Raw genomic sequence first — 23189 nt, 5'->3', positions numbered from 1 at the left:
ACCGGGGTCTCACCGCGGTGCGTGGGCCTCCAGGAACTCGTACACGTCGGTGGTGTCGACGCCGGGGAAGGCTCCTGTGGGCAGAGTCGCCAGCAGTGTGCGAGGAGTCTTCACGTTGGGCCAGGAGTTCTCGCGCCAGCGGTCCTCCAGGTCCGCGGGAGCCCGACGACAGCACACCTCGACCGAGTGCTTTGACACGCCGCGGTGCGAGGTGTCGCGACCCACGAACCACTTCGTGTCGTCGAAGCGCACGCCCACGCTCACCGAGTGCAGCCCTTCGCTCGACGACTCCACCCGCGCGGTGCACCAGTACGTCCCGTTGCCGGTATCGGTGTACTGGTAGTAGGGGTTGAAGCGGTCGTCCTCGTCGAACACCACGCGCGAGGTCCACCGGCGGCAGCACATCTGTCCCTCGATGGCCCCGAGACGGTCGGTCGGGAAGTTCACGTCGTCGTTCTCGTACGCCTTGGTGATCGTGCCCGACTCGTGCACCTTGAGGAAGTGCACCGGGATGTCGAGGTGTCGAGTGGCGAGATTGGTGAAGCGGTGCGCCGCCGTCTCGTACGACACCGAGTATCCGTCGCGCAGGTCTTCTATCGAGATCGCCCTCCGCTGCTTGGCGTCCTTCAAGGCGGGGACGACGTGCGCCTCCGGGACGAGCAGGGCGCCGGTGAGGTAGTTCGTCTCGACGCGCTGACGCAGGAACTCGGCGTAACTGCGCGGCTCGGAGTGCCCGAGGATGCGGCTCGACAGCGCCTGCAGCACCGCGGTGCGGGCATCGCCCTTCGCGGGCACGCTGCTGGAGAGGTAGAGCCTGCCGTTGGCGAGGTCGGCGACGCTGCGAGTGGTCTGCGGCAGGTCGGGGGCGTAGTGCAGGGTGAAGCCCAGGTAGGCCGCGATCTCGGATGCGGTGCGCTGCGTCAGCGGGCCGCCGGGGTGACCGACCGCGGCGAGGATCTCGGCGGCCTTCGTCTCTAGGTCGGCGAAGTGGTTGTCCTGCCGCCGCATCAGGTGCCGCAGCTCGACGTTCGCCCGGCGAGCTTCTTCGGGCGTCGCGGCCCGCTCGTCCTTGAGCCTGTCGATCTCGCCGTGCAGAGCGAGCAGCGCCTTCAGCGCATCCGTGGGCAGGCTCTTCGCGATGCGGAACGGCTCGATGCCCAGGGCCTGGAACGTCTGGCCCTTCATCGCCCGCTCCAGGGCGATCTCGACCGCGCTGCGCTCATCGAGCGGCTCGCCTTCCAGCAGCGCGTCGATCGTGACCCCGAGAGCCCGGGCGATCGCCTGCAGCTGCGTGAGCTTCGGCTCGCGCTTGCCGGTCTCGATCATCGACATCTGACTCGGCGCCCGGTCGACGGCGGAGGCGAGGTCGTCGAGGGTCATCCCCTTCGCCGTACGGAGCTGGCGGATGCGGCGGCCGATCGTGAGGGCGTCGGTCTCTTCTGCAGCGTCGATGGTGCTCATGCGGGCGATTCTGTCACAGAAACAGAATTTCGACCGATCTTCTCTTGGAATTCGGTCAGCTGGGGTGCGGAACTTCACTCACAGTGGAACCACGCCACTCCGGCACCGCAGCCGGATCCACCGAGGAGACACCATGACGAACACCGCCAACACCCCGACGCCCCGCCCCGCCGGTCTGCGAGCCGGCGACCAGGTTCAGACGGCAGCCGAGCTCCAGGAGATCTGGGATACCGATCCCCGGTGGGACGGTGTCGAGCGCACCTACACGGCCGAGGATGTGATCCGCATCCGTGGATCGGTTCGCGAAGAGGCCACGCTCGCTCACCGCGGGGCCGACAACCTCTGGAACCTCTTGCACACCGAGGACTATGTCAGGGCGCTCGGCGCCTACACCGGAGGCCAGGCCGTGCAGCAGGTGCGGGCCGGCCTCAAGGCCATCTACCTCTCCGGCTGGCAGGTCGCCGCCGACGGCAACCTCGCCGGTCAGACCTACCCCGACCAGTCGCTGTACCCCGCGAACTCGGTGCCGGCGGTCGTGCGTCGCATCAACAACGCGCTCATCCGCCAGGATCAGCTGGAGCACGCCGAGGGTGAGACCACGCAGGATTGGCTGGCCCCGATCGTCGCCGACGCCGAGGCCGGCTTCGGCGGACCGCTGAACGCTTACGAACTCGCGCAGTCGCTCATCCAGTCCGGTGCCGCCGGCATCCACTGGGAGGATCAGCTGGCGAGCGAGAAGAAGTGCGGCCACCTCGGTGGCAAGGTGCTCGTGCCCACCCAGCAGCACATCCGCACCCTGAACGCGGCCCGTCTCGCCGCTGACGTCGCCGGCGTCCCGACCGTCATCATCGCCCGCACCGATGCCCTCGCCGCCGACCTGCTCACCAGCGACGTCGACGAGCGCGACCAGCAGTTCACCACCGGCGAGCGCACCACCGAGGGGTTCTACCGGATCCACCCCGGTCTGGAGTCTGTCATCAGCCGCGGCCTCGCCTTCGCCCCCTACGCCGACCTGTTGTGGGTCGAGACAGGAGAGCCCGACATCGAGCTCGCCCGCTCGTTCGCCGCGGCGATCCATGCACAGTTCCCCGGCAAGCTCCTGGCCTACAACTGCTCGCCGAGCTTCAACTGGAAGAAGCACCTGTCGGACGCCGAGATCGCGACGTTCCAGCAGGAGCTGGCTGACCTGGGCTACAAGTTCCAGTTCATCACGCTGGCCGGATTCCACGCCCTGAACTACTCGATGTTCGACCTCGCCCGCGGCTACGCGGATCGCGCCATGAGCGCCTACGTCGAGCTGCAGGAGGCCGAGTTCGCCGCAGAGGCGGACGGCTACACCGCCACCAAGCACCAGCGCGAGGCGGGCACCGGCTACTTCGACGTCATCTCCACCGCGCTCAACCCCGACAGCGCGACCCTCGCCCTCGCCGGCTCCACCGAAGCCGCGCAGTTCCACTGATCCCCACTTCGTTCCCGTCTCGCCGACACCCATCCCCGCCGTCGAGACCCACCGCCGCGATCGTCTGCAGCGTTGGGTCTCGGCGACCACCGTGGGTCTCGGCGGATGAGGACACCGACGTACAAGGACTCATCATGACCACTCCGACCACCACGGCACCGATCCAGACGACCCAGCAGGGTCCGGCGATCGAGGTCACCGGCCCCATCCGCGACCGCTACGAGGAGATCCTCACGCCTGAGGCGATCGCCTTCCTCACCGAGCTGCACCATCGGTTCGCGTCCCGCCGTCACGATCGGCTCGCCGACCGGATGCGCCGACGCTTCGAGATCGGCAACGGGCACGACCCGAAGTTCCGCGACGACACGGCCCACATCCGCGAGGACCGGGACTGGCGGGTCGCCGGTGCCGGGCCCGGCCTCGAGGACCGCCGCGTGGAGATCACCGGACCCACCGACCCGAAGATGACCATCAACGCGCTCAACTCCGGCGCCCGCGTCTGGCTCGCCGACCAGGAGGACGCCACGAGTCCCACCTGGAAGAACGTCATCGAGGGTCAGCTCTCCCTCAAGGACGCGATCCGAGGAGAACTCTCCTTCACCGCCCCCGCCTCCGAATCCGGACCCGGCAAGGAGTACCGCGTCACCGCGGAGCGCACGCCCACGATCGTGATGCGCCCCCGCGGCTGGCACCTGCCCGAGAAGCACGTCGCCTTCATCGACCGGGCCGGCCGTCGCACCTCGGCATCCGGGTCGCTGGTCGACTTCGGTCTCTACTTCCTGCACAACGCACAGGCGCTGATCGAGGCCGGGCGAGGCCCGTACTTCTACATCGCGAAGCTGGAGTCGAGCGAGGAGGCGAAGCTGTGGGACGACGTCTTCTCGTTCAGCGAGGAGTACATCGGCATCCCGCACGGCACCATCCGCGCCACCTTGCTGATCGAGACGCTGCCCGCCGCGTTCGAGATGGACGAGATCCTGTACGAGCTGCGCGACCACTGCGCGGGCCTGAACGCCGGGCGCTGGGACTACATCTTCTCGATCATCAAGAACTACCGTGGCCGTGGGGCGCGCTTCGTGCTCCCCGACCGCAGCGAGGTCACGATGACGGTGCCGTTCATGCGGGCCTACACCGACCTGCTCGTGCAGACGTGCCACAAGCGCGGAGCCTTCGCGATCGGCGGCATGAGTGCGTTCATCCCGAACCGCCGCGACCCCGAGGTGACGGCGCGTGCGGTCGAGAAGGTGTCTGCCGACAAGAAGCGCGAGGCCGGAGACGGCTTCGACGGCACGTGGGTCGCGCACCCCGACCTGATCCCCACGGCGCAGGCCGAGTTCGACGCCGTGCTGGGCGACCGCCCGAACCAGGTCGACCGCCAGCGCGACGACGTGCACGTGGAGGCGCGCGACCTGCTCGACCTGCACATCGGCCGCCCGATCACCGCCCAGGGTGTGCGGGACAACGTGTCGGTCGCCATCCGCTACCTGGAGGCCTGGCTGCGCGGGCTCGGCGCTGTGGCGATCGACAACCTCATGGAGGATGCCGCGACCGCGGAGATCAGCCGCTCACAGGTGTGGCAGTGGATCCACCAGGACCGCACCACGCAGGACGGCACCCCCATCACGGCGGAGTACATCGAGGGGCTGATCGACCAGGTGCTCGCACAGGCGACCCGCAGCCACGGCGACCGCTACGACGACGCAGCGGAGATCTTCCGCGAGGTCGCCCTGCAGGAGGAGTTCCCGACCTTCCTCACGCTGGGCGCCTACAGCCGATACCTGATCGACGAGGACTGAGCAGGAGACGAAAGAGTCCCGGGCGGCAGCTGCGGCCCGGGACTCTTCCGCGTCCGGAGCCGGGGCGGGCACGCGGGCGTAGCCTGGAGGCATGACCGACGTCTGGGCGGACATCGCCACCGAGTTCCTGCACTTCTATCCGCGTGGGCGGCGGCTGCTCGCGGTGGCCGGGGCGGACGCCGAGCGCTCACGACAGGCAGGCGACGAACTCGCCACCGCTCTGACGGCGTCGGGACAGCAGGTCGTGCGCGAACACTCCGCAGAGGGCGACGAGACCGAGCTCCGCAGCGTGGTCACCGCGTTCCGGGAGGGACCGAAGAGCGACGACATCCTGCTCGTCTCCGGCCCAGCCGCCCTGATCGGCGAGCGCACCAGGGGAATGTGGAACTACGCCCTGTGGCAGTTGGCGGGCGACGAGCCGCCGCACACCGTGGCCGGCTCGATCGTCGACGTCTCCGACCCGGCACATCCGAAGCGGCGGTTCGCGGACTACTGCGCCCTGCCCGCCTCCTACGGCGCCTGACGAGAACGCTCCGGCGCCTCAGCGGAAGGACGCGGCCACCGAGTTGCGGTGATAGTCGAACACGATGCTCGTGCGGGTGGAGGCGACGCTGCTCTGCGCCGAGAGGTGCTCCAGCACGAACTCGCGCATCTCGGATGAGTCCGCGACGGCGATGTGCAAGAGGAAGTCGTCGTCTCCACCCAGGAAGAACACCTGGATGACCTGGGGCAGCACCCGCACGCGATCCGCGAACTCGACGATGCTCTCCCTCCGTCCGCTCGGCCGCAGGGTCACGCCGATCACAGCCTGCAGCCCGGCACCCAGCATCCGCTCGTCCACACTCGCGTGGAACCCCGTGATCACCCCGCGGTCCACCAGGGCGCGCAGGCGGGTGTGCGCCGTCGAAGGGGCGACGCCGAGTCGTCCGGCGAGTTCGGCGTTGGTCATGCGGCCGTCCGCCGTGAGCAGCTGCACGATCTTCGCGTCGACCGCATCGAGCGCCGGCGCCCGAACGGTATTCGGCTCCGGGGCCTCCGATGTCGTCTCCATACGAAGCATTATTCAGGATCCGTGCGCAGAGCGAATCATCTTCACCGATTCTGTTGTTCCGTCGATGTTTCTGCGATCCTGGTGCCGCACCACATCGAACCTGGAGGATCAATGAAGATCGGCGTCCCCACCGAGGTCAAGAACAACGAGAACCGCGTCTCCCTCACTCCCGCCGGCGCCGACCGCCTGGTGCGCGAGGGCCACCGCGTGCTGGTGCAGTCCGGAGCAGGGCTCGGTTCGCGCATCACCGACGACGACTACCGCACGGCCGGCGCCGAGATCGTGACGACCGCCGCCGACGCGTGGGGCGAGGCCGATCTGGTCATCAAGGTCAAGGAGCCGATCGCCCAGGAGTACGGCTTCCTGCGCGAGGACCTCACCCTCTTCACCTACCTGCACCTCGCCGCCGACCGTGCGCTGACGACCGCCCTCGTCGACGCGGGAACCACGGCCGTGGCCTATGAGACCGTGCAGCTTCCCGACCGCAGCCTGCCCCTTCTGGTGCCGATGAGCGAGATCGCGGGACGCCTCTCCGTCACCATGGGCTCGTACTCACTGCTGCGGTCGCAGGGCGGACGCGGAATGCTGCTCGGTGGCATCGCCGGCACGCCGCGTGCCAAGACCGTCGTCATCGGTGGCGGCGTCGCGGGCGAGCACGCCGCGGCGAACGCACTCGGACTCGGCTCGAAGGTCACCGTGATCGACGTCTCCCTGCCGCGCCTGCGTGAGCTCGAGCACCGCTACGGCGGCGCTCTCGAGACCCGCGCATCGAGCCGCTACGACATCGCCGAGGAGTTGAAGAGCGCCGACCTCGTGATCGGGTCCGTGCTGATCCCGGGTGCCGCCGCTCCCAAGCTGGTGACCGACGACATGGTCGCCGCGATGAAGCCGGGCTCGGTGCTCGTCGACATCGCGATCGACCAGGGCGGATGCTTCGAGGGGTCGCGCCCGACCACCCACGACGACCCCACGTTCGCCGTGCACGACTCGATCTACTACTGCGTCGCGAACATGCCGGGCGCGGTGCCGGAGACGGCGACCCGTGCGCTGACCAACGCGACCCTCCCCTACGTCTCGGCGATCGCAGGCAAGGGCTGGGAGCGTGCGGCGGCTGAGGACGCAGCGCTCGCGAAGGGGCTGAACGTGCAGGGCGGACGCATCACGCTCCAGGCCGTCGCGCAGGCCCACGGACTCACGACCGACTGACCTTCCGAACCCGAAAGAACTCCGGATCTTGGCGGCATCCCACACCTCACCTGCCGCACCGACCCGAGTACGCTCGTAATCGTGACCGAACGCGCTCCTCTCTCTCGCAAGCTGTCCGCCATCGCCGAGTCCGCGACCCTCAAGGTCGACGCCAAGGCCAAGGCCCTCAAGGCCGAAGGCAAGGACGTCATCTCCTACGCCGCCGGCGAGCCCGACTTCGCGACGCCGCAGTTCATCGTCGATGCGGCGGCCGAAGCTCTAGCCGACCCGGCGAGCTACCGGTACACGCCCGCTCCCGGCCTCCCGGCGTTGCGCGAGGCGATCGCGGCGAAGACCCTCCGCGACTCGGGCCTCGAGGTGTCGCCGAGCCAGGTCATCGTCACCAACGGCGGCAAGCAGTCGGTCTACCAGGCCTTCCAGGCCGTGGTGAACCCGGGCGACGAGGTGCTGCTGCCCGCGCCGTACTGGACCACGTACCCCGAGGCGATCCGCCTCGCCGACGGCACCCCCGTCGAGGTCTTCGCCGGCGCCGACCAGGAGTACAAGGTCACGGTCGAGCAGCTCGAGGCCGCTCGTACCGCCCGCACCACCGCACTCGTGTTCGTCTCACCGTCGAACCCCACCGGCTCCGTCTACACCGCCGAGGAGACCAGAGCCATCGGCGAGTGGGCGCTCGAGCACGGCATCTGGATCATCAGCGACGAGATCTACCAGAACCTCATCTACGAGGGCGTCAAGGCCACCTCGATCGTCGAAGCCGTCCCCGAGGTCGCCGGCCAGACGATCCTGGTCAACGGCGTCGCGAAGACCTACGCCATGACCGGCTGGCGCGTGGGCTGGATGGTCGGCCCGGCCGACGCCATCAAGGTCGCGGGCAACCTGCAGTCGCACCTCACCAGCAACGTGAACAACGTCGCCCAGAAGGCTGCGATCGCCGCCCTCACCGGTCCGCAGGACGAGGCCGAGCAGATGCGACAGGCCTTCGACCGCCGCCGCCAGCTCATCGTCTCGGAGCTGTCGAAGATCGACGGCCTCGTGGTGCCGAACCCGCTGGGCGCGTTCTACGTGTACCCCGACGTGCAGGGTCTGCTCGGTCGCACCTGGGGCGGTGTGACGCCGACCACCTCGCTCGAGCTCGCCGACCTCATCCTCGACCAGGCCGAGGTGGCCGTCGTGCCCGGTGAGGCCTTCGGCCCCTCCGGTTACATCCGCATGTCGTACGCACTGGGCGACGACCAGCTGCTCGAGGGCGTCCAGCGCCTGCAGCGTCTGTTCGCCTGAGTCGCGCCACGCCCCCGGCACCCCCGTCGAGACCCATTGCACTCGCCGAGACCCACTCCTGCAGTCGCTTGCGGGAGTGGGTCTCGGCGTCGACGATGGGTCTCGACGCGGGTGAGGGGCGAGGGGTGAGGGGGGATACTGGAGGTGTGGGGATGGAGAGGGACGAAGTGGAGGGTGAGGGGATGCCTGTGAGTCTGCGGGTGGCCTTCGCCATCCTGATCACGGTGACCGTGCTGATCTTCTTCGCCTCGCTCCTGGTCGCCCCCTTCCTCTGGTACTGGGGAGGAGAGTGGCGAGCGTTGCTCAGTGTGCTCCCCTTCGTACCGGTGGTCGTCTACGCGACCATCACCGTGCTCGTCACAAGAGGAAAGTCGTGGGCCCGATACGCGACCGTGCTGTTCCCGCTCCCGCTCGCGCTCTACGTCCCTGCGGCAACGGGCACGACCTGGGAGTTCCCGGTCGGCCTCGCGGCCCTCGTCCTCACCACCACGGCGGTCGTGTTGATCTTCCTGCCGTCGTCTCGTCCCTACTTCGGCAGGGACACACCTCAGTCCTCGGGGTGGAAGCCGATCAGCCAGCGGACGCCGTAGCGGTCGACGAGCGTGCCGTCGAAGTCTCCCCACGGACGCTTCTGCAGCGCGTCGATGACTCGTCCGTCTGCCGCCAGCTTGTCGTACCAGTCGGTGAGGGTCAGGGCATCCGCTGTGCCGAGGAGCGAGAGGAACATGCCGCTCATCTGCACCGCGTCGTCATCCGCACCCGCATCCGCCCCGGCGACCTCGACCGGCCCGCTCAGCTGTCCGTGCGCGACCGCGTCGCCCGGACCGTCGTGGCGTCCTGCCGTGGCATAGTCGAGCAGCTGGAGCTCACCGCCGAACACCGATCGATAGTGACCGAGCGCCTCTGCGGCGTTGCCGGGGAACAACAGGTACGGGATCAGTCCGCTCATGCCGCGAGTGTAGCCGCGACCGACGACGTGCCCTACCCCTCGACGCTCTAGAGCTCGACGCCGACGAGAACGGGCTCCGGCTGCAGCACGAGACCGAACTCGGCGTGCACCCTGCTCTGGATGAACCGCGCGAGCTCGGCGACCTCACCAGCGGTCGCGCCGCCTCGGTTGGTCAGAGCGAGCGCGTGCTTCGTCGACACGGATGCGCGGGAGTGCGGCAGCTTGAACCCCTTGCGGATGCCTGCCTGCTCGATGAGCCACGCCGCGCTCACCTTGACGTCGGAGACGGCGGCCGGCTTCGACAGCGGCACCTGCCCGTCGTAGGACGCGAGCGGGATGACCGTCACGGCGTCGAGGTCGGGGGCGACCGGCCAGCGCGGGCATTCCGGCGGCAGCGCTGCGGCCACGGTCGCCGTCACGATCGCGTTCTGGAAGAACGAGCCGACACCGTGAGTGTCCGGATCGTCCGCATCGAGCAGCATGCCCTTCGATGCCCGAGTCGCCAGGATGCGCTCCCGCACCCAGCCCAGCGGAACCGGGGTGTCGTCCGTGAGGCCGAGCGCCCGACGCAGCTGCTCGCCGCGCACCACGCGCTCACCGGCGACCAGCAGGTCGACGGTCACCGAGAGGATCACGGCACGGCGCAGCGGCACGCTGCCGTGGTGATGCTTGAGCACCGAGGTGCGGAAGCCCAGCCCGAGTTCCGCGGCGGGAACGGTCGAGACCTCACCGGTCGCTTCGTCGATCAGCTCGACCTCGACCAGCGTCTCCTGGATCTCCTGGCCGTACGCGCCGATGTTCTGCACGGGGGCCGCGCCGACGGTACCGGGGATCCCGCTCATCGCCTCGAGACCCGCGTAGCCGTGCGCGACGGCGTACGCGACGAAGTCGTCCCAGCCGTGTCCGGCCTGCGCACGCAGACGGATGCGACCCGCGTGGGGGGACGGCAGCTCGTCGATGCCCTCGGTGCGCACGCGGATGACCGTGCCCTCGAACGGCTCGTCGCCCACGAAGAGATTGGATCCGCCACCGAGGACGAACCACTCGTCGCCGCGAGCCCAGGTCTCGCGCAGAGCGTCGACCAGTCCGGAAGTCGTGGTCGCCTCGAACATCCGCTCCGGCGCCGCGCCCGTGCGCAGTGTGGTCAGCTCCGCGAGCCGGACCGCCTCGATCTCCCGCATCAGACCGTCCTCATCAGACGGCGACGCGCAGCTGCGCCTTGACGAGCACGGTGGTGTCGCCGAACGTGACCTTGAGGTCGATGCGGGCGACCTCCTCGTCGACAGCGCCGACGGTGGCCACGACGGTGACATCGGCGCCCTCGACCGGGTCGACCACGACGGGCTTGGTGAAGCGCACCCCGTAATCGAGGATGCGCGTCTCCGGTGCGAGTGCGGCGACGACCACCGACGAGGCGATGCCCATCGTGAGCATGCCGTGCGCGAGCACGCCGGGGAGCCCGACAGAGGCCGCCACGTCGTCGCGGTAGTGGATGGGGTTGAAGTCCCCGGATGCTCCCGCGTAGCGGACGAGCGATTCGCGGGTGAGGTGCACGGTGCGCTCGGCGACCACGTCTCCGACGGTGTAGCCCATCAGGCGGCCCCCTCTTCCTCGGCGCTCGGCTCGGCGCCGACGAGCAGCACGCTGGTGGCGGTCACGACGTGGGCTCCCGCCGGGTCGGTGATCTCGGCCTCGCTGGTGATCATCGCGTTCCCGCCCATCATGCGGATGCCGGTGACCCGCAGCTGGGCGGTGAGCTCATCTCCTGCGACGATCGGGCGCGTGTAGGTGAAGCGCTGCTCTGCGTGGATGGTGCGCTCGAGCGCGATGCCGGAATCCTCCTGGCCCAGCAGCTGCTGGAGCGTGAGGTCTTGGATGACCATCGCGAACGTCGGCGGCGCCACGACGTCGGAGAAGCCGGCAGCGCGGGCCGCCTCGACGTCGGTGTGCTGCGGGGCGTCGGCGAAGACCGCACGAGCGAACTCGCGCACCTTCTCGCGGCCGACGAGGTACGGGGCCGTCGGCGGGAATTCCCTGCCGACCAGTTCTTGGTTCACTGCCACCCCTCGATCCTACCGAGGCCGCGCCGTGCGTCAGGCCCGCTTGCGCCCTCTGACCGCCTTGATCGCCATCTGCACGGCGATCACGACGAGATATGCCGCGAACAGCATGTTGCCCAGGGTGGGGTCGACGATGGTGGCCAGCCACGCGCCGAGAGCTGTCGTCGTGCAGGCGGAGACGCCGATGAGCAGCGCCGCGAGCAGATCGACGTTGCGGTTGCGGAAGTTCCCCACGGTGCCCGAGATCGCCGTCGGGATCATCATGAGCAGCGAGGTGCCCTTGGCGACCAGGTCGCTCGTGCCGAAGGCCAGCATCAGCACGGGGACGACGATCACTCCGCCGCCGACGCCGATCAGCCCGGCGAGGATACCGGTGCCGACGCCGACTCCGACGAGGGCGAGGCCACTCAGCCAGGAGAGTTCGAACACGGCATCGCGCGACGGGATCACGAGGAAGAGGCTGACGATCACGACGACGAGGAAGCCGACGAAGCCCCAGCGCAGGGCGGTCTGCGAGATGCGCGGCAGCAGTCGAGTGCCGATCTGCGCGCCCACCACAGCACCGGCCGCGAGGATGATCGCCGGGATCCAGGCCACCGATCCGGTCGTCGCGTACGAGATCACTCCCACGCCGGCGGTCGGCACGATAGCGGCGAGCGAGGTGCCCGCTGCAAGGCGCTGATCGAAGTGCAGCAGGAGCACCAGTAGCGGGACGATGACCGTACCGCCTCCCACGCCGAAGAGACCGGAGAGGAGGCCTGCGAGAAGGCCGATCCCGATGAACGCCGTGTAGGCACGAGGCCCTCGTGCGGGAGCCTGGGCATCATTCACCGGATCAGCCTACTCGCGGCCTCCTGTCCGCTCGAATCCGCTCCCGGATCAGACCTCGGAGTCGGCCTTGATCGGCACGGCGATCGACTCGGTGAGAGCCTGCTCGTACCGGCGCTGACGGCGTCGCAGCCACAGGCCCCCGACGATCAGCAGTGCGAGCACCCCGTAGGCGATGGCGGCGAACGGCTGCATGACCAGCGTGCTCAGGTCGCCCTGGCTCAGCTGCAGTGCCTTGCGCAGCTGCTCCTCCGCCATCGGTCCGAGGATCATCCCGACCACGAGCGGCGCGACGGGGTATCCGTATCTGCGCATGAAGTAACCGAGGATGCCGACGATCAGCAGGATCACGATGTCCGACGGCGAGCTGTGCAGCGCATACGCACCGAACACCGCGAACAGCAGGATGCCCGCGTACAGGTACGGCCGCGGGATCTGCAGCAGCTTCACCCACATGCCCACGAGCGGAAGGTTGAGCACGATCAGGATGACATTGCCGATGTAGAGGCTCGCGATGAGCGCCCACACCAGATTCGACTGGCTCTCGAACAGCAGCGGCCCCGGCTGGATGCCGTAGGACTGGAACGCGGTGAGGATGATCGCCGCGGTCGCCGTGGTCGGCAGGCCCAGGGTGAGCAGAGGCACCAGCACACCGGCCGCGGCGGCGTTGTTCGCCGACTCGGGTCCGGCGACGCCCTCGATCGCGCCACGCCCGAACTCGTCCTTGTGCTTCGACAGCTTCCGCTCCGTCGCGTAGGACAGGAAAGTGGCCACGTCCGCCCCACCGGCGGGGATCGTCCCGATCGGGAACCCGATCGCGGTGCCCCGCAGCCAGGGTCTCCAGGACCTGCGCCAATCGGACTTCGTCATCCAGGACCGCCACCCGCGGGTGACCGGGATCACGTCGATCCCGCCGTGTCGCAGCCGAGCCGCGATGTAGAACGTCTCACCGACCGCGAACAGTCCGACCGCTACCAGGACGATGTCGACGCCGTCCGAGAGCGCGGGCAGACCCAGCGTGTAGCGCTGCTGCCCGGAGAGCCAGTCGGTGCCGACGAGCCCGAGGAACAGGCCGACGCCGAGCGAGAGCATGCCGCGCGAGATCGAGCTGCCGATCAGCGCACCGACCGTGATGAACGCGATCACGATGAGGGCGACGTAGTCGGCGGGTCCGAGGTTCACCGCGAACTGCGCGAGCAGCGGAGCGAGGAGGGTCAGCCCGAGGGTCGCCAGCGTGCCGGCGATGAACGATCCGATGGCGGCGGTGGCGAGGGCGGCGGCACCGCGTCCCATCCTGGCCATCTTGTTGCCCTCGATGGCCGTGACGATCGAGGCCGACTCCCCCGGTGTGTTCAGGAGGATGCTCGTGGTCGAGCCGCCGTACATGCCGCCGTAGTAGATGCCCGCGAAGGTGATCAACGCGGCGGCGGGGTCAAGCGTGTAGGTGAGGGGCAGCAGCAGCGCCACCGTCATGGCGGGGCCGATACCGGGGAGCACGCCGACCGCGGTGCCCACGAAGACTCCGAGGAAGGCGAACGCGAGGTATTCGGGCTGCAGCGCGGTCGCGAAGCCCTCCAGGAGCAGAGTCCAGCTGTCCATCAGAACATCCTTCCGAGCCAGCCGAGGGCCGGTCCCCACGGCAGCGACAGACCGAGCAGACCGCCGAAGACGACCTGGATCACGAACGCCACGACGATGCCGACGAGGAACGCCATCCACCACCGCTTGGCGGCGAGCGACCACGCCACCCCGCCGAACAGCAGGGCTGCAGCGGGTGCCCAGCCGAGGGGTTCGATCAGGAGCAGGTGCGCGACGACGAGGCCGGCCAGCTTGGCGAGGGTGACCCAGTCGGTGGGCAGACTCTCATCGATGTCTTCCGCCTCCTCGGCACCGCCGCGCTCCCCGCGCAGCACGCCGACGAGCACAGCGACCGCGGAGGCGAGCAGGATCACGGAGACGAAGATCGGGAAGACCGTGGGGCCGGCCTTCATGCCGACGGGGACATGGATCAGGAAGATGCCGACGACGGCGAAGACACCGAGCGCGACCATGATTCCGGCGAACACGAGTTCGCCGACGGGGACGGAGGGAGAGCGGCGTGCGGGCCGACCGCCGTGGTCGACCCGCACCCCCTGCTCCCCTGTCCCCGACGATGCGGGGACCGTCATGTCACTGCACCAGACCGATGTTCTTCAGCGTCGCGGTGACCTCTTCGATGTTCCCCGTGAGGAACTCGTCGAACTCCTCGCCCACCAGGAACGCGTCGGTCCAGCCCTTGGTCTCGAGCTGCTCCGTCCAGGCTTCGGACTCGTGCAGTTCGGTGATCACCCGCACGAGCTCGTCCTTCTCGCCGTCGGAGATGCCGCCGGGAGCGATCACCCCACGCCAGTTGGTGAGCACCACGTCGTAGCCCTCTTCTGTGATGGTCGGTACATCGGGAAGCTGCGACACCGGCTCGTCGCTGGACACCGCCAGGGCCTTGAGCGCGCCGCTCTCGACGTGCTGGGCGAACTCGCCCACCCCCGAGATGCCCGCAGCGACCTTGCCGCCGATGAGGAGCGGAACGGCCTCCCCGCCGCCGGAGTTCGGAGTGTAGTTGAGCTTCTCCGCGATCTCGGCGCCATCGAGCCCGGCCTCCTCGAGCATGAGTCCGGCGAGGATGTGGTCGGCGCCGCCCGCGGAGCCGCCCGTGATCGTGACGGACTGGCCGTTGTCGACGATGTCGTCCACGAGGTCTTCCAGGGTGTCGTACTTCGAGTCGGCCGGCACCACCACGACGAGCGGCTCGTCGGTGAGCCGGGCGATCGGGGTGGTGTCCTCGATCCGCACCGCCGAGGCGTTGGTCTCGACCGCGCCGACCATGACCAGACCCATCACCATCAGCGTGTTCGGGTCCTTCTCGTTCGCGAGCTGCGCGAGGCCGACGGTGCCGCCTGCACCGCCGACGTTGGTCACGGGAGCGGAGGTCACGAGGTCGTCCTGGGTGAGCACCTGCGAGAGGGCACGTCCGGTCTGATCCCATCCACCACCGGGGTCCGCCGGCACGACGATCGACACGTCGGTGATCGCGGCGACCTCCGCTTCCCCTCCCGCGTCGTCGGTCGCTGCGCTGCCTCCGGCGCACGAGGTGAGTGTGAGTGCGGCCACCGCGGCCAGGGCGGTCCACGTTCCGATGCGTGCGTTCTTCATGTGCGCTCCTCCTTGAGCGTTCGTGATGCTGTGGATCCACCATGGAGGTCGGAGTACCGGTGCTCCAGCTTCGGAAACCATTGGTCGGAGTTTCGGAACTATTGGTCGCGAGCGGCTCCCGACCCCGCTCGCGCCCCACTCGTGGAGAGGCCAGAATGAGCACGTGGCCTCGAAGATGACGCTCCGCGTGCAGTTGCTCGTGCTGCAAGCGCTGATCGTGTTCCTGGTGACCCTGGCGACCGGCATCGTGGCTGGAGCGTTCCAGGAACAGGCGCTCCGCGAGGCCTACAAGGATCGGATGCAGGCCGTCGCGCAATCGGTCGCCGCCCTCCCCACGGTGCACGCGGCCTTCGACGACGTCGAGCCGTCCGCCGTGATCCAGCCGATCGCCGAGGTCATCCGCGAGGCATCCGATCTCGCCTACGTCGTCGTCGCCAACGAAGAGGGCATCCGCTATTCCCACCCGAACCCCGACCGCATCGGCGAGAAGGTCTCCACCGACCCGTCGATCCCGCTCTCGGGCGAGATCTACGTCGGCACGCAGACCGGCACGCTGGGCACCTCCTGGCGGGTCAAGGTGCCCATCCGCGACGACGAGGGCGACGTGATCGGCACCGCGTCCGTCGGCATCCTCGAGTCGGAGCTCAGCGAGGAGTTCTCGTCCAACCTGGTGTGGTTGATCTCCGCCATGCTGGCCGCCGCGGTGCTCGGAGTGTTCGGATCCGCGTGGGTGACCTCGATCATCCGTCGGCGCATCTACCGTCTCGAGCCGCATCAGATCGCCGCCCTCGTCAAGAACCAGGAGACGACGCTGCACGGTCTCAGCGAAGGGGTCATCACGGTGGACGACGGCGGACGGATCACGCTCGTGAACGACGCCGCCGCCCGCTTCCTGGGCCGAGACGCGGCTGACCTCGACGGTGAGCCCGCCGCCGACGCGCTCGGCGAGGAGCTCACGACCGTGCTCCGAGAGGGCGAGTCGGCCGGACGGCCGGTGATCGTGGGGTCGCACGTGCTCGTCGCCCGGAGCACCGGAAGCGATGCGGGCACCGGTGGCATCGGCGCGACGCTCCTGCTGCGCGATCACACCGAGCTGCACGACGTGGTCCGCCGCGTGGAGGCGGCGGATGCCATCATCGCCTTCCGACAGCGGCTCGGCCTGCCCAAGGGCCTCAGCGCGGAGACGCTCGACCGTGTCTCCGCCGCCCTCGTCGCCCGCCCCGATGCGTCGGCGACCGAGATCGGCGAAGACCTCGACATCTCGCGCGTCAGTGCCCGCCGCTACCTCGAGCACCTCGCCGCGTCCGGCAGTGCGACGCGCTCCCTCGACTACTCGACCAAGGGCCGCCCGAGCACCCGGTATCGCGCCGCCGTCTGACTCTCGGACGTACGCGATTCACCTGGGACGCAGTGCCATTGTGTGCGACACTGGATCGCATCCGACGACGTCGTCAGCCTGCCCGGATCGAAGGAGATCTCATGGTTCGCAGTACCTATCCCGATGTGGAGATCCCCGAGGTCTCCATCCACCAGTTCCTCTTCGGCGACCTCACCGACGCCGAACTCGACACCGTCGCGCTCGTCGACGGCGTGAGCGGCGCGACCACGACCTATCGTCAACTCGTCGGGCAGATCGATCTGTTCGCCGGCGCTCTCGCGGCGCGTGGGGTGGGAGTCGGCACGACGGTCGGGGTGCTCTGCCCCAACGTCCCCGCCTTCGCGACCGTGTTCCACGGCATCCTCCGCGCGGGGGCGACGGCCACCACGATCAACTCCCTCTACACGGCGGAGGAGATCGCGAATCAGCTCACAGATGCCGGCGCGACCTGGCTCGTGACGGTCTCCCCGCTCCTCCCCGGAGCTCAGGCCGCTGCCGAGAAGCTCGGCTTCGATGCCGATCATGTGATCGTGCTCGACGGCGCGGACGGACACACATCGCTCGCTGCACTCCTCGGCGAAGGGCACCCGGCACCGGCTGTGTCCTTCGACCCGTCCACCCACCTCGCCGTGCTCCCCTACTCCTCGGGAACGACCGGACGCCCGAAGGGCGTGATGCTCACGCACCGCAACCTGGTCGCGAACGTGTCGCAGTGCGGCCCGGTGCTCGGCGTCGTTGCGAGCGACCGGGTGCTCGCCGTCCTGCCCTTCTTCCACATCTACGGCATGACGGTGCTGCTGAACTTCGCGCTGCGACAGCGCGCCGGACTCGTCACGATGCCGAAGTTCGACCTTCCCGAGTTCCTGCGCATCATCGCCGAGCACCGCACCACGTGGGTGTTCGTCGCTCCCCCGATCGCGGTCGCCCTTGCGAAGCACCCGATCATCGACCAGTACGACCTCTCCTCTGTGAAGGTCGTCTTCTCCGGCGCCGCCCCTCTCGACGGAGCGCTGGCCTCGGCGGTGGCCAACCGGCTGGGCTGTATCGTCACCCAGGGCTACGGCATGACCGAGACCAGTCCCGCGGTGAACCTCACCTCCGAAACACGCACCGACATCGACCGCTCGAGCATCGGTCCCCTCGTTCCGAACACGGAAGCACGCCTCGTCGACCCCGAGTCGGGCGAGGACGTCACGGTGCCCGAGTCGGGAACGAGCGAGCCCGGTGAGCTGTGGGTGCGCGGCCCCCAGGTGATGGTCGGGTACCTCAATCGCCCGGATGCCACGGCGGAGATGCTCGACGCCGATGGTTGGTTGCACACCGGCGATGTGGCGACTGTCACGCACGACGGCATCTACCGGATCGTCGACCGGCTCAAGGAGCTCATCAAGTACAAGGGCTATCAGGTGGCACCCGCCGTGCTGGAAGCCGTGCTGCTCGAGCACCCCGCCATCGCCGATGCGGCCGTCATCGGTGCCTTCGATGAAGACGGGCAGGAGGTGCCGAAGGCGTTCGTCGTCCGTCAGCCGAGCGCCGACCTCGATGCAGAATCGGTCATGGCGCACGTGGCCGCACACGTGGCACCGCACGAGAAAGTCCGGCAAGTGGAGTTCATCGATGTGATCCCCAAATCGAGCTCGGGGAAGATCCTGCGCAAGGATCTGCGCGCGCGCTGACGACGTCGCCCGGAACACGAAGAAGCCCGCCACCCCGAAAGGGCGGCGGGCTTCTTCGTGAGCGAGTGCTTACTCGGACTTCTTCTCGACAGCGTCCTCGGCAGCAGCCTCAGCGGCTTCGCCTTCGGCCTGCGACTCGGCGCCGGCCTCGACGGTCTCGTCGGCGGGAGCCTCCTCAGCGGGAGCCTCCTCGACGACCTCAGCCGGCTTCTCGGCCTTCTCGGCCTTCGGAGAAGCAGCCTTCTTGGTCGACTTCGCCTTCGGGGTGACGGGCTCGAGGACGAGCTCGATCACGGCCATCGGAGCGTTGTCGCCCTTGCGGTTGCCGACCTTCGTGATGCGGGTGTAGCCACCCTCACGGTCCGCGACGAGCGGCGCGATCTCGGAGAACAGGACGTGCACGACTTCCTTGTCACCGATGACCGAGAGCACGCGACGACGCGCGTGCAGGTCGCCACGCTTGGCGAACGTGATCAGTCGCTCGGCGAGCGGACGAAGGCGCTTGGCCTTGGTCTCGGTCGTCTTGATCGACTTGTGGGTGTAGAGCGCCGCCGCGAGGTTGGCAAGCATCAGGCGCTCGTGGGCGGGGCCGCCTCCGAGGCGGGGACCCTTAGTGGGCTTGGGCATAATCGTCTAACTCCTGGTCAGAAAGGTCGGGTATCAGAAGGACTCGTCTTCGCTGCCGCCGTAGAAGTGGGCGCCGTCGAAACCGGGCACCGAATCCTTGAGCGACAGACCGAGCGAGATGAGCTTGTCGCGCACCTCGTCGACCGACTTCTGGCCGAAATTGCGGATGTTCATGAGCTGCGTCTCCGACAGGGCGACGAGCTCGGAAACGGTGTTGATGCCCTCACGCTTCAGGCAGTTGTACGAGCGGACCGACAGGTCGAGGTCCTCGATCGGCATCGACAGCTCGCTGGAGTTCACTGCCTCCACCGGCGCCGGGCCGATCTCGATGCCCTCGGCCTCGACGTTCAGCTCGCGGGCGAGACCGAACAGCTCGGTGAGCGTCTTCGCAGCCGAAGCGACGGCGTCGCGGGGGCTGATCGCCGACTTGGTCTCGACATCCAGGACGAGCTTGTCGAAGTCGGTGCGCTCCCCGGCACGGGTCGCGTCGACGCGGTAGCTGACCTTGAGGACCGGCGAGTAGATCGAGTCGATCGGGATCTGACCGGCCTCGGCATACTCGTTGCGGTTCTGCGTCGCCGAGACGTAGCCACGGCCACGCTCGATGGTGAGCTCGAGCTCGAACTTCGCGGTGTCGTTCAACGTCGCGATGACGAGCTCGGGGTTCTGCACCTCGACACCGGCCGGAGCCGAGATGTCAGCGGCGGTGACTTCGCCCGCACCGGTCTTGCGCAGGTACGCGGTGATGGGCTCATCGCGCTCCGACGAGACGACGAGCTGCTTGATGTTGAGGATGATCTCGGTGACATCCTCCTTCACGCCGGGGATGGTGCTGAACTCGTGCAGCACGCCGTCGATGCGAACGCTGGTGACAGCAGCACCGGGGATCGACGACAGCAGGCTGCGGCGCAGCGCGTTGCCGATCGTGTAACCGAAGCCGGGCTCCAGAGGCTCGATGATGAACCGGCTACGGTTCTCGACGATCTTTTCCTCGGTCAGTGTGGGACGCTGTGCAATAAGCACTCTGTGTTCCTTTCGATCACATGCCCGCTATATGACATGTGGTGGGGTGAGGTTTTGAGTTGTGGAAGTCGATGCCCGCACGCGGGCGTCGAGCCGCTCAGACCGCGAAGGGACCGAGCGGCTCGACACGCGAATCAGACGCGGCGACGCTTCGGCGGACGGCAGCCGTTGTGTGCCTGCGGGGTGACGTCCTGGATCGAGCCGACCTCGAGGCCTGCGGCCTGGAGCGAGCGGATCGCGGTCTCGCGGCCGGAGCCCGGACCCTTCACGAGGACGTCGACCTTCTTGACGCCGTGCTCCGCAGCCTGACGGGCAGCGGACTCGGCAGCCATGCCGGCGGCGTACGGGGTCGACTTGCGGGAGCCCTTGAAGCCCACGCCACCCGACGATGCCCAGGCGATGACGGCGCCGGACGGGTCGGTGATCGAGACGATCGTGTTGTTGAACGTCGACTTGATGTGGGCCTGGCCCAGCGCGATGTTCTTCTTTTCCTTGCGGCGCGGCTTGCGCGCGGCGGCCTTGGGTGCAGCCATGAAAGTGTTCTCCTAGTCCCTGGGGCCGCGCTTAGCGGGCCTTCTTCTTGCCTGCGACGGTGCGCTTCGGGCCCTTGCGGGTACGGGCGTTGGTCTTGGTGCGCTGACCACGGACCGGGAGACCACGACGGTGGCGGATGCCCTCGTAGGAGCCGATCTCGACCTTGCGGCGGATGTCTGCTGCAACCTCGCGGCGCAGGTCACCCTCCACCTTGTAGTTGCCTTCGATGTGGTCGCGGAGGGCGATCAGCTGGTCGTCGCTGAGGTCCTTCACGCGGATGCTCTCGTCGATGTCCGTCGCCTTGAGGATCTCGACCGAGCGGGTACGGCCGACGCCGTAGATGTAGGTAAGGGCGATCACCACGCGCTTGTCGCGCGGGATGTCAACGCCGGCAAGACGTGCCATGCGGTTCTCCTGGGTGTTGTGGAGGTGTGGAACAGGATCGGTGCCCGGGCCTCCGCCCCGAGGTGTCCCCCGCATGCGCGGGTTCTGATCCTGCCGTTGTGTATTCAGTTGTGAGATGTGCGTGAGCGATACCGCACAGCGCGGGCCCGTCGATCAGACCGGCGGGCCCGCCAGGGACTCAGCCCTGGCGCTGCTTGTGACGCGGGTTGCTCTTGCAGATCACCATGACGCGGCCGTGACGGCGGATCACCTTGCAGTGATCGCAGATGGGCTTGACGCTGGGGTTGACCTTCATGATGTTTCCTGTTCGCTGTCTTCGTACCGCCCCCGGCAGGGGCAGGCCGTTACTTCTCGACCGATCAGCGGTAGCGGTAGACGATACGGCCGCGGGTGAGGTCGTAGGGGCTGAGCTCCACGACCACGCGGTCCTCGGGGATGATGCGGATGTAGTTCTGCCGCATCTTGCCGGAGATCGTTGCAAGGACCTTGTGTCCGTTGCTGAGCTCAACGCGGAACATCGCGTTGGGCAGAGCCTCGGAGATCACGCCCTCGATCTCGATGACACCGTCTTTCTTAGCCATAGCCTCGCTGACGCTTCTGCAGATCGGTCGATCTGCGGTGGGTGATGGGATTGCGGTACTGCGCCGACGGACACGCCGAATCAAGGCACAAAGCACCAAAGATCTATGTTAGACGCTCCGGAGCCATCCGGCAACTCGACCGCGCGCGGCGGACGAGCAGCGGGCTCAGCTGATCAGGTCGGTGAACTTCTTGAGGTCGGCCTGGTCCTGCAGGTTGAGGCGCGTTCCGTTGATCTCGACCGTCGGCGTTCCCGCGATCTCGTGCGACTTCGCCTGGGCTGCCCCGAACTTGCGGTACGTCTCATCGGTGATGCACGACACGGCGTCGTCTGCGCCGACCTGCGTCGCGAAGCCCGCGAGCTGGTCGTTGGTGAGACCCGAGGTGTTCTCCGCGGGCTGGTTCTCGAACAGCGTCTTGGCGAAGTCGAGGTACAGCTCCGGGTTCGACTCGGCGACGCACACCGCGGCACCGGCCGAGCGCGACGAGTACTCGGTCCCCTGCGAGAACCGGTCGAGGATCGCGATGGGGTGGTACTCGAGGGTGATACGACCGTCGGCGGCCGCAGCCTCCAGCTGTCCACCGAACTGGTCCTCGAAGGTCTTGCAGACCGGGCACTGGAAATCGACGAACACCGCGATCGTGTCTTCGCCGTCCCCGAACGAGATCGCCCCGGTCTCGGAGTTGAACGTGTCGTTGGCCTTGGGCGTCGCACCGGGCGCGGTGGCCTGGTTGTTGAGGAACACCACGAGACCGCCGATCGCCACCAGCACCACGACGACGGCGATCGAGACGCCGATCGCGAACCAGTTGGTGTTGCTCTTCGCCGCTGCCATTACTTTCCGATCTCTCGAGGCTCTACCCCGAACGGGGCGAGTCCGGCTCTTCCTCCATCGGGCGCGGTGAGCACCCAGATACCCCCATCATGCAGGGCGACACTATGTTCCCAATGGGAGCCGTCCGTACCGTCCACCGTCGTGACGGTCCAGTCGTCCTCCTCGATGAAGGTCGCATCTCCGCCGGCGGTGACCATGGGCTCGATCGCGAGCACCAGACCGGGCTTCACGTCTTCGCCACGATCGGGCGTGCGGTAGTTGAAGACGCTGGGGGCCTCGTGCATCTTGCGCCCGATGCCGTGACCCACGTACTCGCGCAGGATGCCGTAGGGCTCGCCCGAGACCGCTGAGGGCCCCTGAGCCTCGATGTAGTCCTGGATGGCCGCGCCGATCTCGTCGATGGACGAGACCGAGGCCATGGCGGCGATCCCGGCCCACATCGACCCCTCGGTGACGCGGGAGAGCTCTTCGCGCTGGGCGACGAGCTCCGGGCGCTCCGGGTCGGGCACGACGACCGTGATGGCGCTGTCGCCGTTCCACCCGCGGAACTGCGCACCGCAGTCGACCGACACGATGTCTCCCGGCTGGAGCACCCGCTCCCCCGGGATCCCGTGCACGACCTGCTCGTTCACCGAGATGCAGGTCGTGTGGTGGTAGCCGCGCACCAGCTGGAAATTCGACTCGGCGCCGCGGGCGAGGATGGTGCGGTTCGCCACGGTGTCGAGTTCGAGGGTGGTGACCCCGGCCTTGATCAGCGGGCGGACGGCGTCCAGTGCCGCTGCCGTGATCAGCCCGGGCTCCACCATGGCCCGCAACTGAGCCGGGGTCTTGTAGATCGACCGGCGGAACAT

26 protein-coding genes are annotated in these 23189 nt (G+C 68.0%); 8 read left to right on the top strand and 18 right to left on the bottom strand.

The window, feature by feature from the left end:
- Positions 1-9 precede the first annotated feature (9 nt).
- Positions 10-1461, bottom strand: a complete 1452-nt coding sequence (locus MOX01_RS05520; RefSeq protein ID WP_141368721.1) for a helix-turn-helix domain-containing protein — start codon at positions 1459-1461, stop codon at positions 10-12.
- 133 nt (positions 1462-1594) lie between these two features.
- Here MOX01_RS05520 and aceA point away from each other — a divergent pair, with 133 nt between their 5' ends.
- The 3 genes from aceA to MOX01_RS05505 all read left to right on the top strand — a co-directional run bounded on the left by aceA (position 1595) and on the right by MOX01_RS05505 (position 5239).
- Positions 1595-2920, top strand: a complete 1326-nt coding sequence (aceA, locus tag MOX01_RS05515; RefSeq protein WP_141368719.1) for an isocitrate lyase — start codon at positions 1595-1597, stop codon at positions 2918-2920.
- Positions 2921-3054: 134 nt separating this feature from the next.
- Positions 3055-4716: a malate synthase A gene (aceB, locus tag MOX01_RS05510; RefSeq protein ID WP_141368717.1), complete on the top strand. Its 1662-nt coding sequence runs from the start codon at positions 3055-3057 to the stop codon at positions 4714-4716.
- A 91-nt stretch (positions 4717-4807) separates the two neighbouring features.
- Positions 4808-5239, top strand: coding sequence for a hypothetical protein (locus MOX01_RS05505; protein ID WP_141368715.1), 432 nt, complete (start codon positions 4808-4810; stop codon positions 5237-5239).
- An 18-nt stretch (positions 5240-5257) separates the two neighbouring features.
- Here the strand turns inward: MOX01_RS05505 and MOX01_RS05500 are convergent, their stop codons facing one another.
- Positions 5258-5776, bottom strand: coding sequence for an Lrp/AsnC family transcriptional regulator (locus tag MOX01_RS05500; protein WP_082682732.1), 519 nt, complete (start codon positions 5774-5776; stop codon positions 5258-5260).
- Positions 5777-5878: 102 nt separating this feature from the next.
- On the opposite strand from MOX01_RS05500, the gene ald reads away from it, so the two are divergent.
- The 3 genes from ald (at position 5879) to MOX01_RS05485 (ending at position 8844) form a co-directional block, all read left to right on the top strand.
- Positions 5879-6973 (top strand): alanine dehydrogenase, encoded by a 1095-nt coding sequence (gene ald, locus MOX01_RS05495; protein WP_141368713.1) that lies wholly within the window; start codon positions 5879-5881, stop codon positions 6971-6973.
- Between the two features lie 81 nt (positions 6974-7054).
- On the top strand, positions 7055-8254 hold the full coding sequence (locus MOX01_RS05490) for a pyridoxal phosphate-dependent aminotransferase (protein ID WP_141368711.1): 1200 nt from the start codon (positions 7055-7057) through the stop codon (positions 8252-8254).
- Between the two features lie 152 nt (positions 8255-8406).
- Positions 8407-8844, top strand: coding sequence for a hypothetical protein (locus MOX01_RS05485; protein ID WP_151485311.1), 438 nt, complete (start codon positions 8407-8409; stop codon positions 8842-8844).
- Here MOX01_RS05485 and MOX01_RS05480 read toward each other — a convergent pair.
- Genes MOX01_RS05480 through MOX01_RS05445 form a run of 8 tightly spaced genes read right to left on the bottom strand, consistent with a single transcriptional unit; the run spans position 8802 to position 15280 of the window.
- Positions 8802-9203, bottom strand: coding sequence for a VOC family protein (locus MOX01_RS05480; RefSeq protein ID WP_058632594.1), 402 nt, complete (start codon positions 9201-9203; stop codon positions 8802-8804). The genes MOX01_RS05485 and MOX01_RS05480 overlap by 43 nt on opposite strands.
- A gap of 47 nt (positions 9204-9250) precedes the next feature.
- Positions 9251-10384: a UDP-N-acetylmuramate dehydrogenase gene (locus tag MOX01_RS05475; RefSeq protein WP_058632593.1), complete on the bottom strand. Its 1134-nt coding sequence runs from the start codon at positions 10382-10384 to the stop codon at positions 9251-9253.
- Between the two features lie 13 nt (positions 10385-10397).
- The gene (locus MOX01_RS05470; protein ID WP_061018535.1) at positions 10398-10796 is read right to left on the bottom strand and encodes a MaoC/PaaZ C-terminal domain-containing protein; all 399 of its coding nucleotides are present in this window, start codon (positions 10794-10796) and stop codon (positions 10398-10400) included.
- Positions 10796-11266 carry an FAS1-like dehydratase domain-containing protein gene (locus MOX01_RS05465; protein WP_045264659.1) on the bottom strand — a complete coding sequence of 157 codons (471 nt, stop codon included), beginning with the start codon at positions 11264-11266 and terminating at the stop codon, positions 10796-10798. Before MOX01_RS05465 ends, MOX01_RS05470 begins: the two co-directional genes overlap by 1 nt.
- 30 nt (positions 11267-11296) lie before the next feature.
- Complete coding sequence (locus MOX01_RS05460) at positions 11297-12094, bottom strand: sulfite exporter TauE/SafE family protein (RefSeq protein WP_141368709.1); 798 nt, start codon at positions 12092-12094, stop codon at positions 11297-11299.
- A 48-nt stretch (positions 12095-12142) separates the two neighbouring features.
- Positions 12143-13690 (bottom strand): tripartite tricarboxylate transporter permease, encoded by a 1548-nt coding sequence (locus tag MOX01_RS05455; protein WP_113680412.1) that lies wholly within the window; start codon positions 13688-13690, stop codon positions 12143-12145.
- Complete coding sequence (locus tag MOX01_RS05450; RefSeq protein WP_230977809.1) at positions 13690-14259, bottom strand: tripartite tricarboxylate transporter TctB family protein; 570 nt, start codon at positions 14257-14259, stop codon at positions 13690-13692. The genes MOX01_RS05455 and MOX01_RS05450 overlap by 1 nt, the downstream gene beginning before the upstream one ends.
- 1 nt (position 14260) lies before the next feature.
- On the bottom strand, positions 14261-15280 hold the full coding sequence (locus MOX01_RS05445) for a Bug family tripartite tricarboxylate transporter substrate binding protein (protein ID WP_113680411.1): 1020 nt from the start codon (positions 15278-15280) through the stop codon (positions 14261-14263).
- A 163-nt stretch (positions 15281-15443) separates the two neighbouring features.
- Between MOX01_RS05445 and MOX01_RS05440 the strand changes: the two genes are divergently transcribed.
- Together MOX01_RS05440 and MOX01_RS05435 are read left to right on the top strand one after the other, a co-directional pair.
- Positions 15444-16658, top strand: coding sequence for a PAS domain-containing protein (locus MOX01_RS05440; protein WP_141368707.1), 1215 nt, complete (start codon positions 15444-15446; stop codon positions 16656-16658).
- Between the two features lie 101 nt (positions 16659-16759).
- Positions 16760-18334 (top strand): AMP-binding protein, encoded by a 1575-nt coding sequence (locus MOX01_RS05435; protein WP_141368705.1) that lies wholly within the window; start codon positions 16760-16762, stop codon positions 18332-18334.
- Positions 18335-18403: 69 nt separating this feature from the next.
- Here MOX01_RS05435 and rplQ read toward each other — a convergent pair whose 3' ends face one another.
- The 8 genes from rplQ to map all read right to left on the bottom strand — a co-directional run bounded on the left by rplQ (position 18404) and on the right by map (position 23189).
- Positions 18404-18961: a 50S ribosomal protein L17 gene (gene rplQ / locus MOX01_RS05430; RefSeq protein ID WP_058632586.1), complete on the bottom strand. Its 558-nt coding sequence runs from the start codon at positions 18959-18961 to the stop codon at positions 18404-18406.
- Between the two features lie 33 nt (positions 18962-18994).
- On the bottom strand, positions 18995-19984 hold the full coding sequence (locus MOX01_RS05425) for a DNA-directed RNA polymerase subunit alpha (protein ID WP_021201111.1): 990 nt from the start codon (positions 19982-19984) through the stop codon (positions 18995-18997).
- A 134-nt stretch (positions 19985-20118) separates the two neighbouring features.
- Positions 20119-20517 carry a 30S ribosomal protein S11 gene (rpsK, locus tag MOX01_RS05420; protein ID WP_017829189.1) on the bottom strand — a complete coding sequence of 133 codons (399 nt, stop codon included), beginning with the start codon at positions 20515-20517 and terminating at the stop codon, positions 20119-20121.
- Between the two features lie 31 nt (positions 20518-20548).
- On the bottom strand, positions 20549-20923 hold the full coding sequence (gene rpsM, locus MOX01_RS05415) for a 30S ribosomal protein S13 (protein ID WP_017201568.1): 375 nt from the start codon (positions 20921-20923) through the stop codon (positions 20549-20551).
- Positions 20924-21101: 178 nt separating this feature from the next.
- Positions 21102-21218, bottom strand: coding sequence for a 50S ribosomal protein L36 (gene rpmJ, locus MOX01_RS05410; protein ID WP_005050492.1), 117 nt, complete (start codon positions 21216-21218; stop codon positions 21102-21104).
- A gap of 64 nt (positions 21219-21282) precedes the next feature.
- On the bottom strand, positions 21283-21504 hold the full coding sequence (infA, locus tag MOX01_RS05405; protein WP_017201569.1) for a translation initiation factor IF-1: 222 nt from the start codon (positions 21502-21504) through the stop codon (positions 21283-21285).
- 165 nt (positions 21505-21669) lie between these two features.
- Positions 21670-22338, bottom strand: a complete 669-nt coding sequence (locus MOX01_RS05400; protein ID WP_046747824.1) for a DsbA family protein — start codon at positions 22336-22338, stop codon at positions 21670-21672.
- Positions 22338-23189, bottom strand: a complete 852-nt coding sequence (gene map / locus MOX01_RS05395; RefSeq protein WP_058632585.1) for a type I methionyl aminopeptidase — start codon at positions 23187-23189, stop codon at positions 22338-22340. The genes MOX01_RS05400 and map overlap by 1 nt, the downstream gene beginning before the upstream one ends.

The organism is Microbacterium oxydans (assembly GCF_006540085.1).
GTDB lineage: Bacteria > Actinomycetota > Actinomycetes > Actinomycetales > Microbacteriaceae > Microbacterium > Microbacterium oxydans.
The sequence above is the reverse complement of the archived record's forward strand: the minus strand, read 5'-3'. Positions and strand labels throughout refer to the sequence as shown.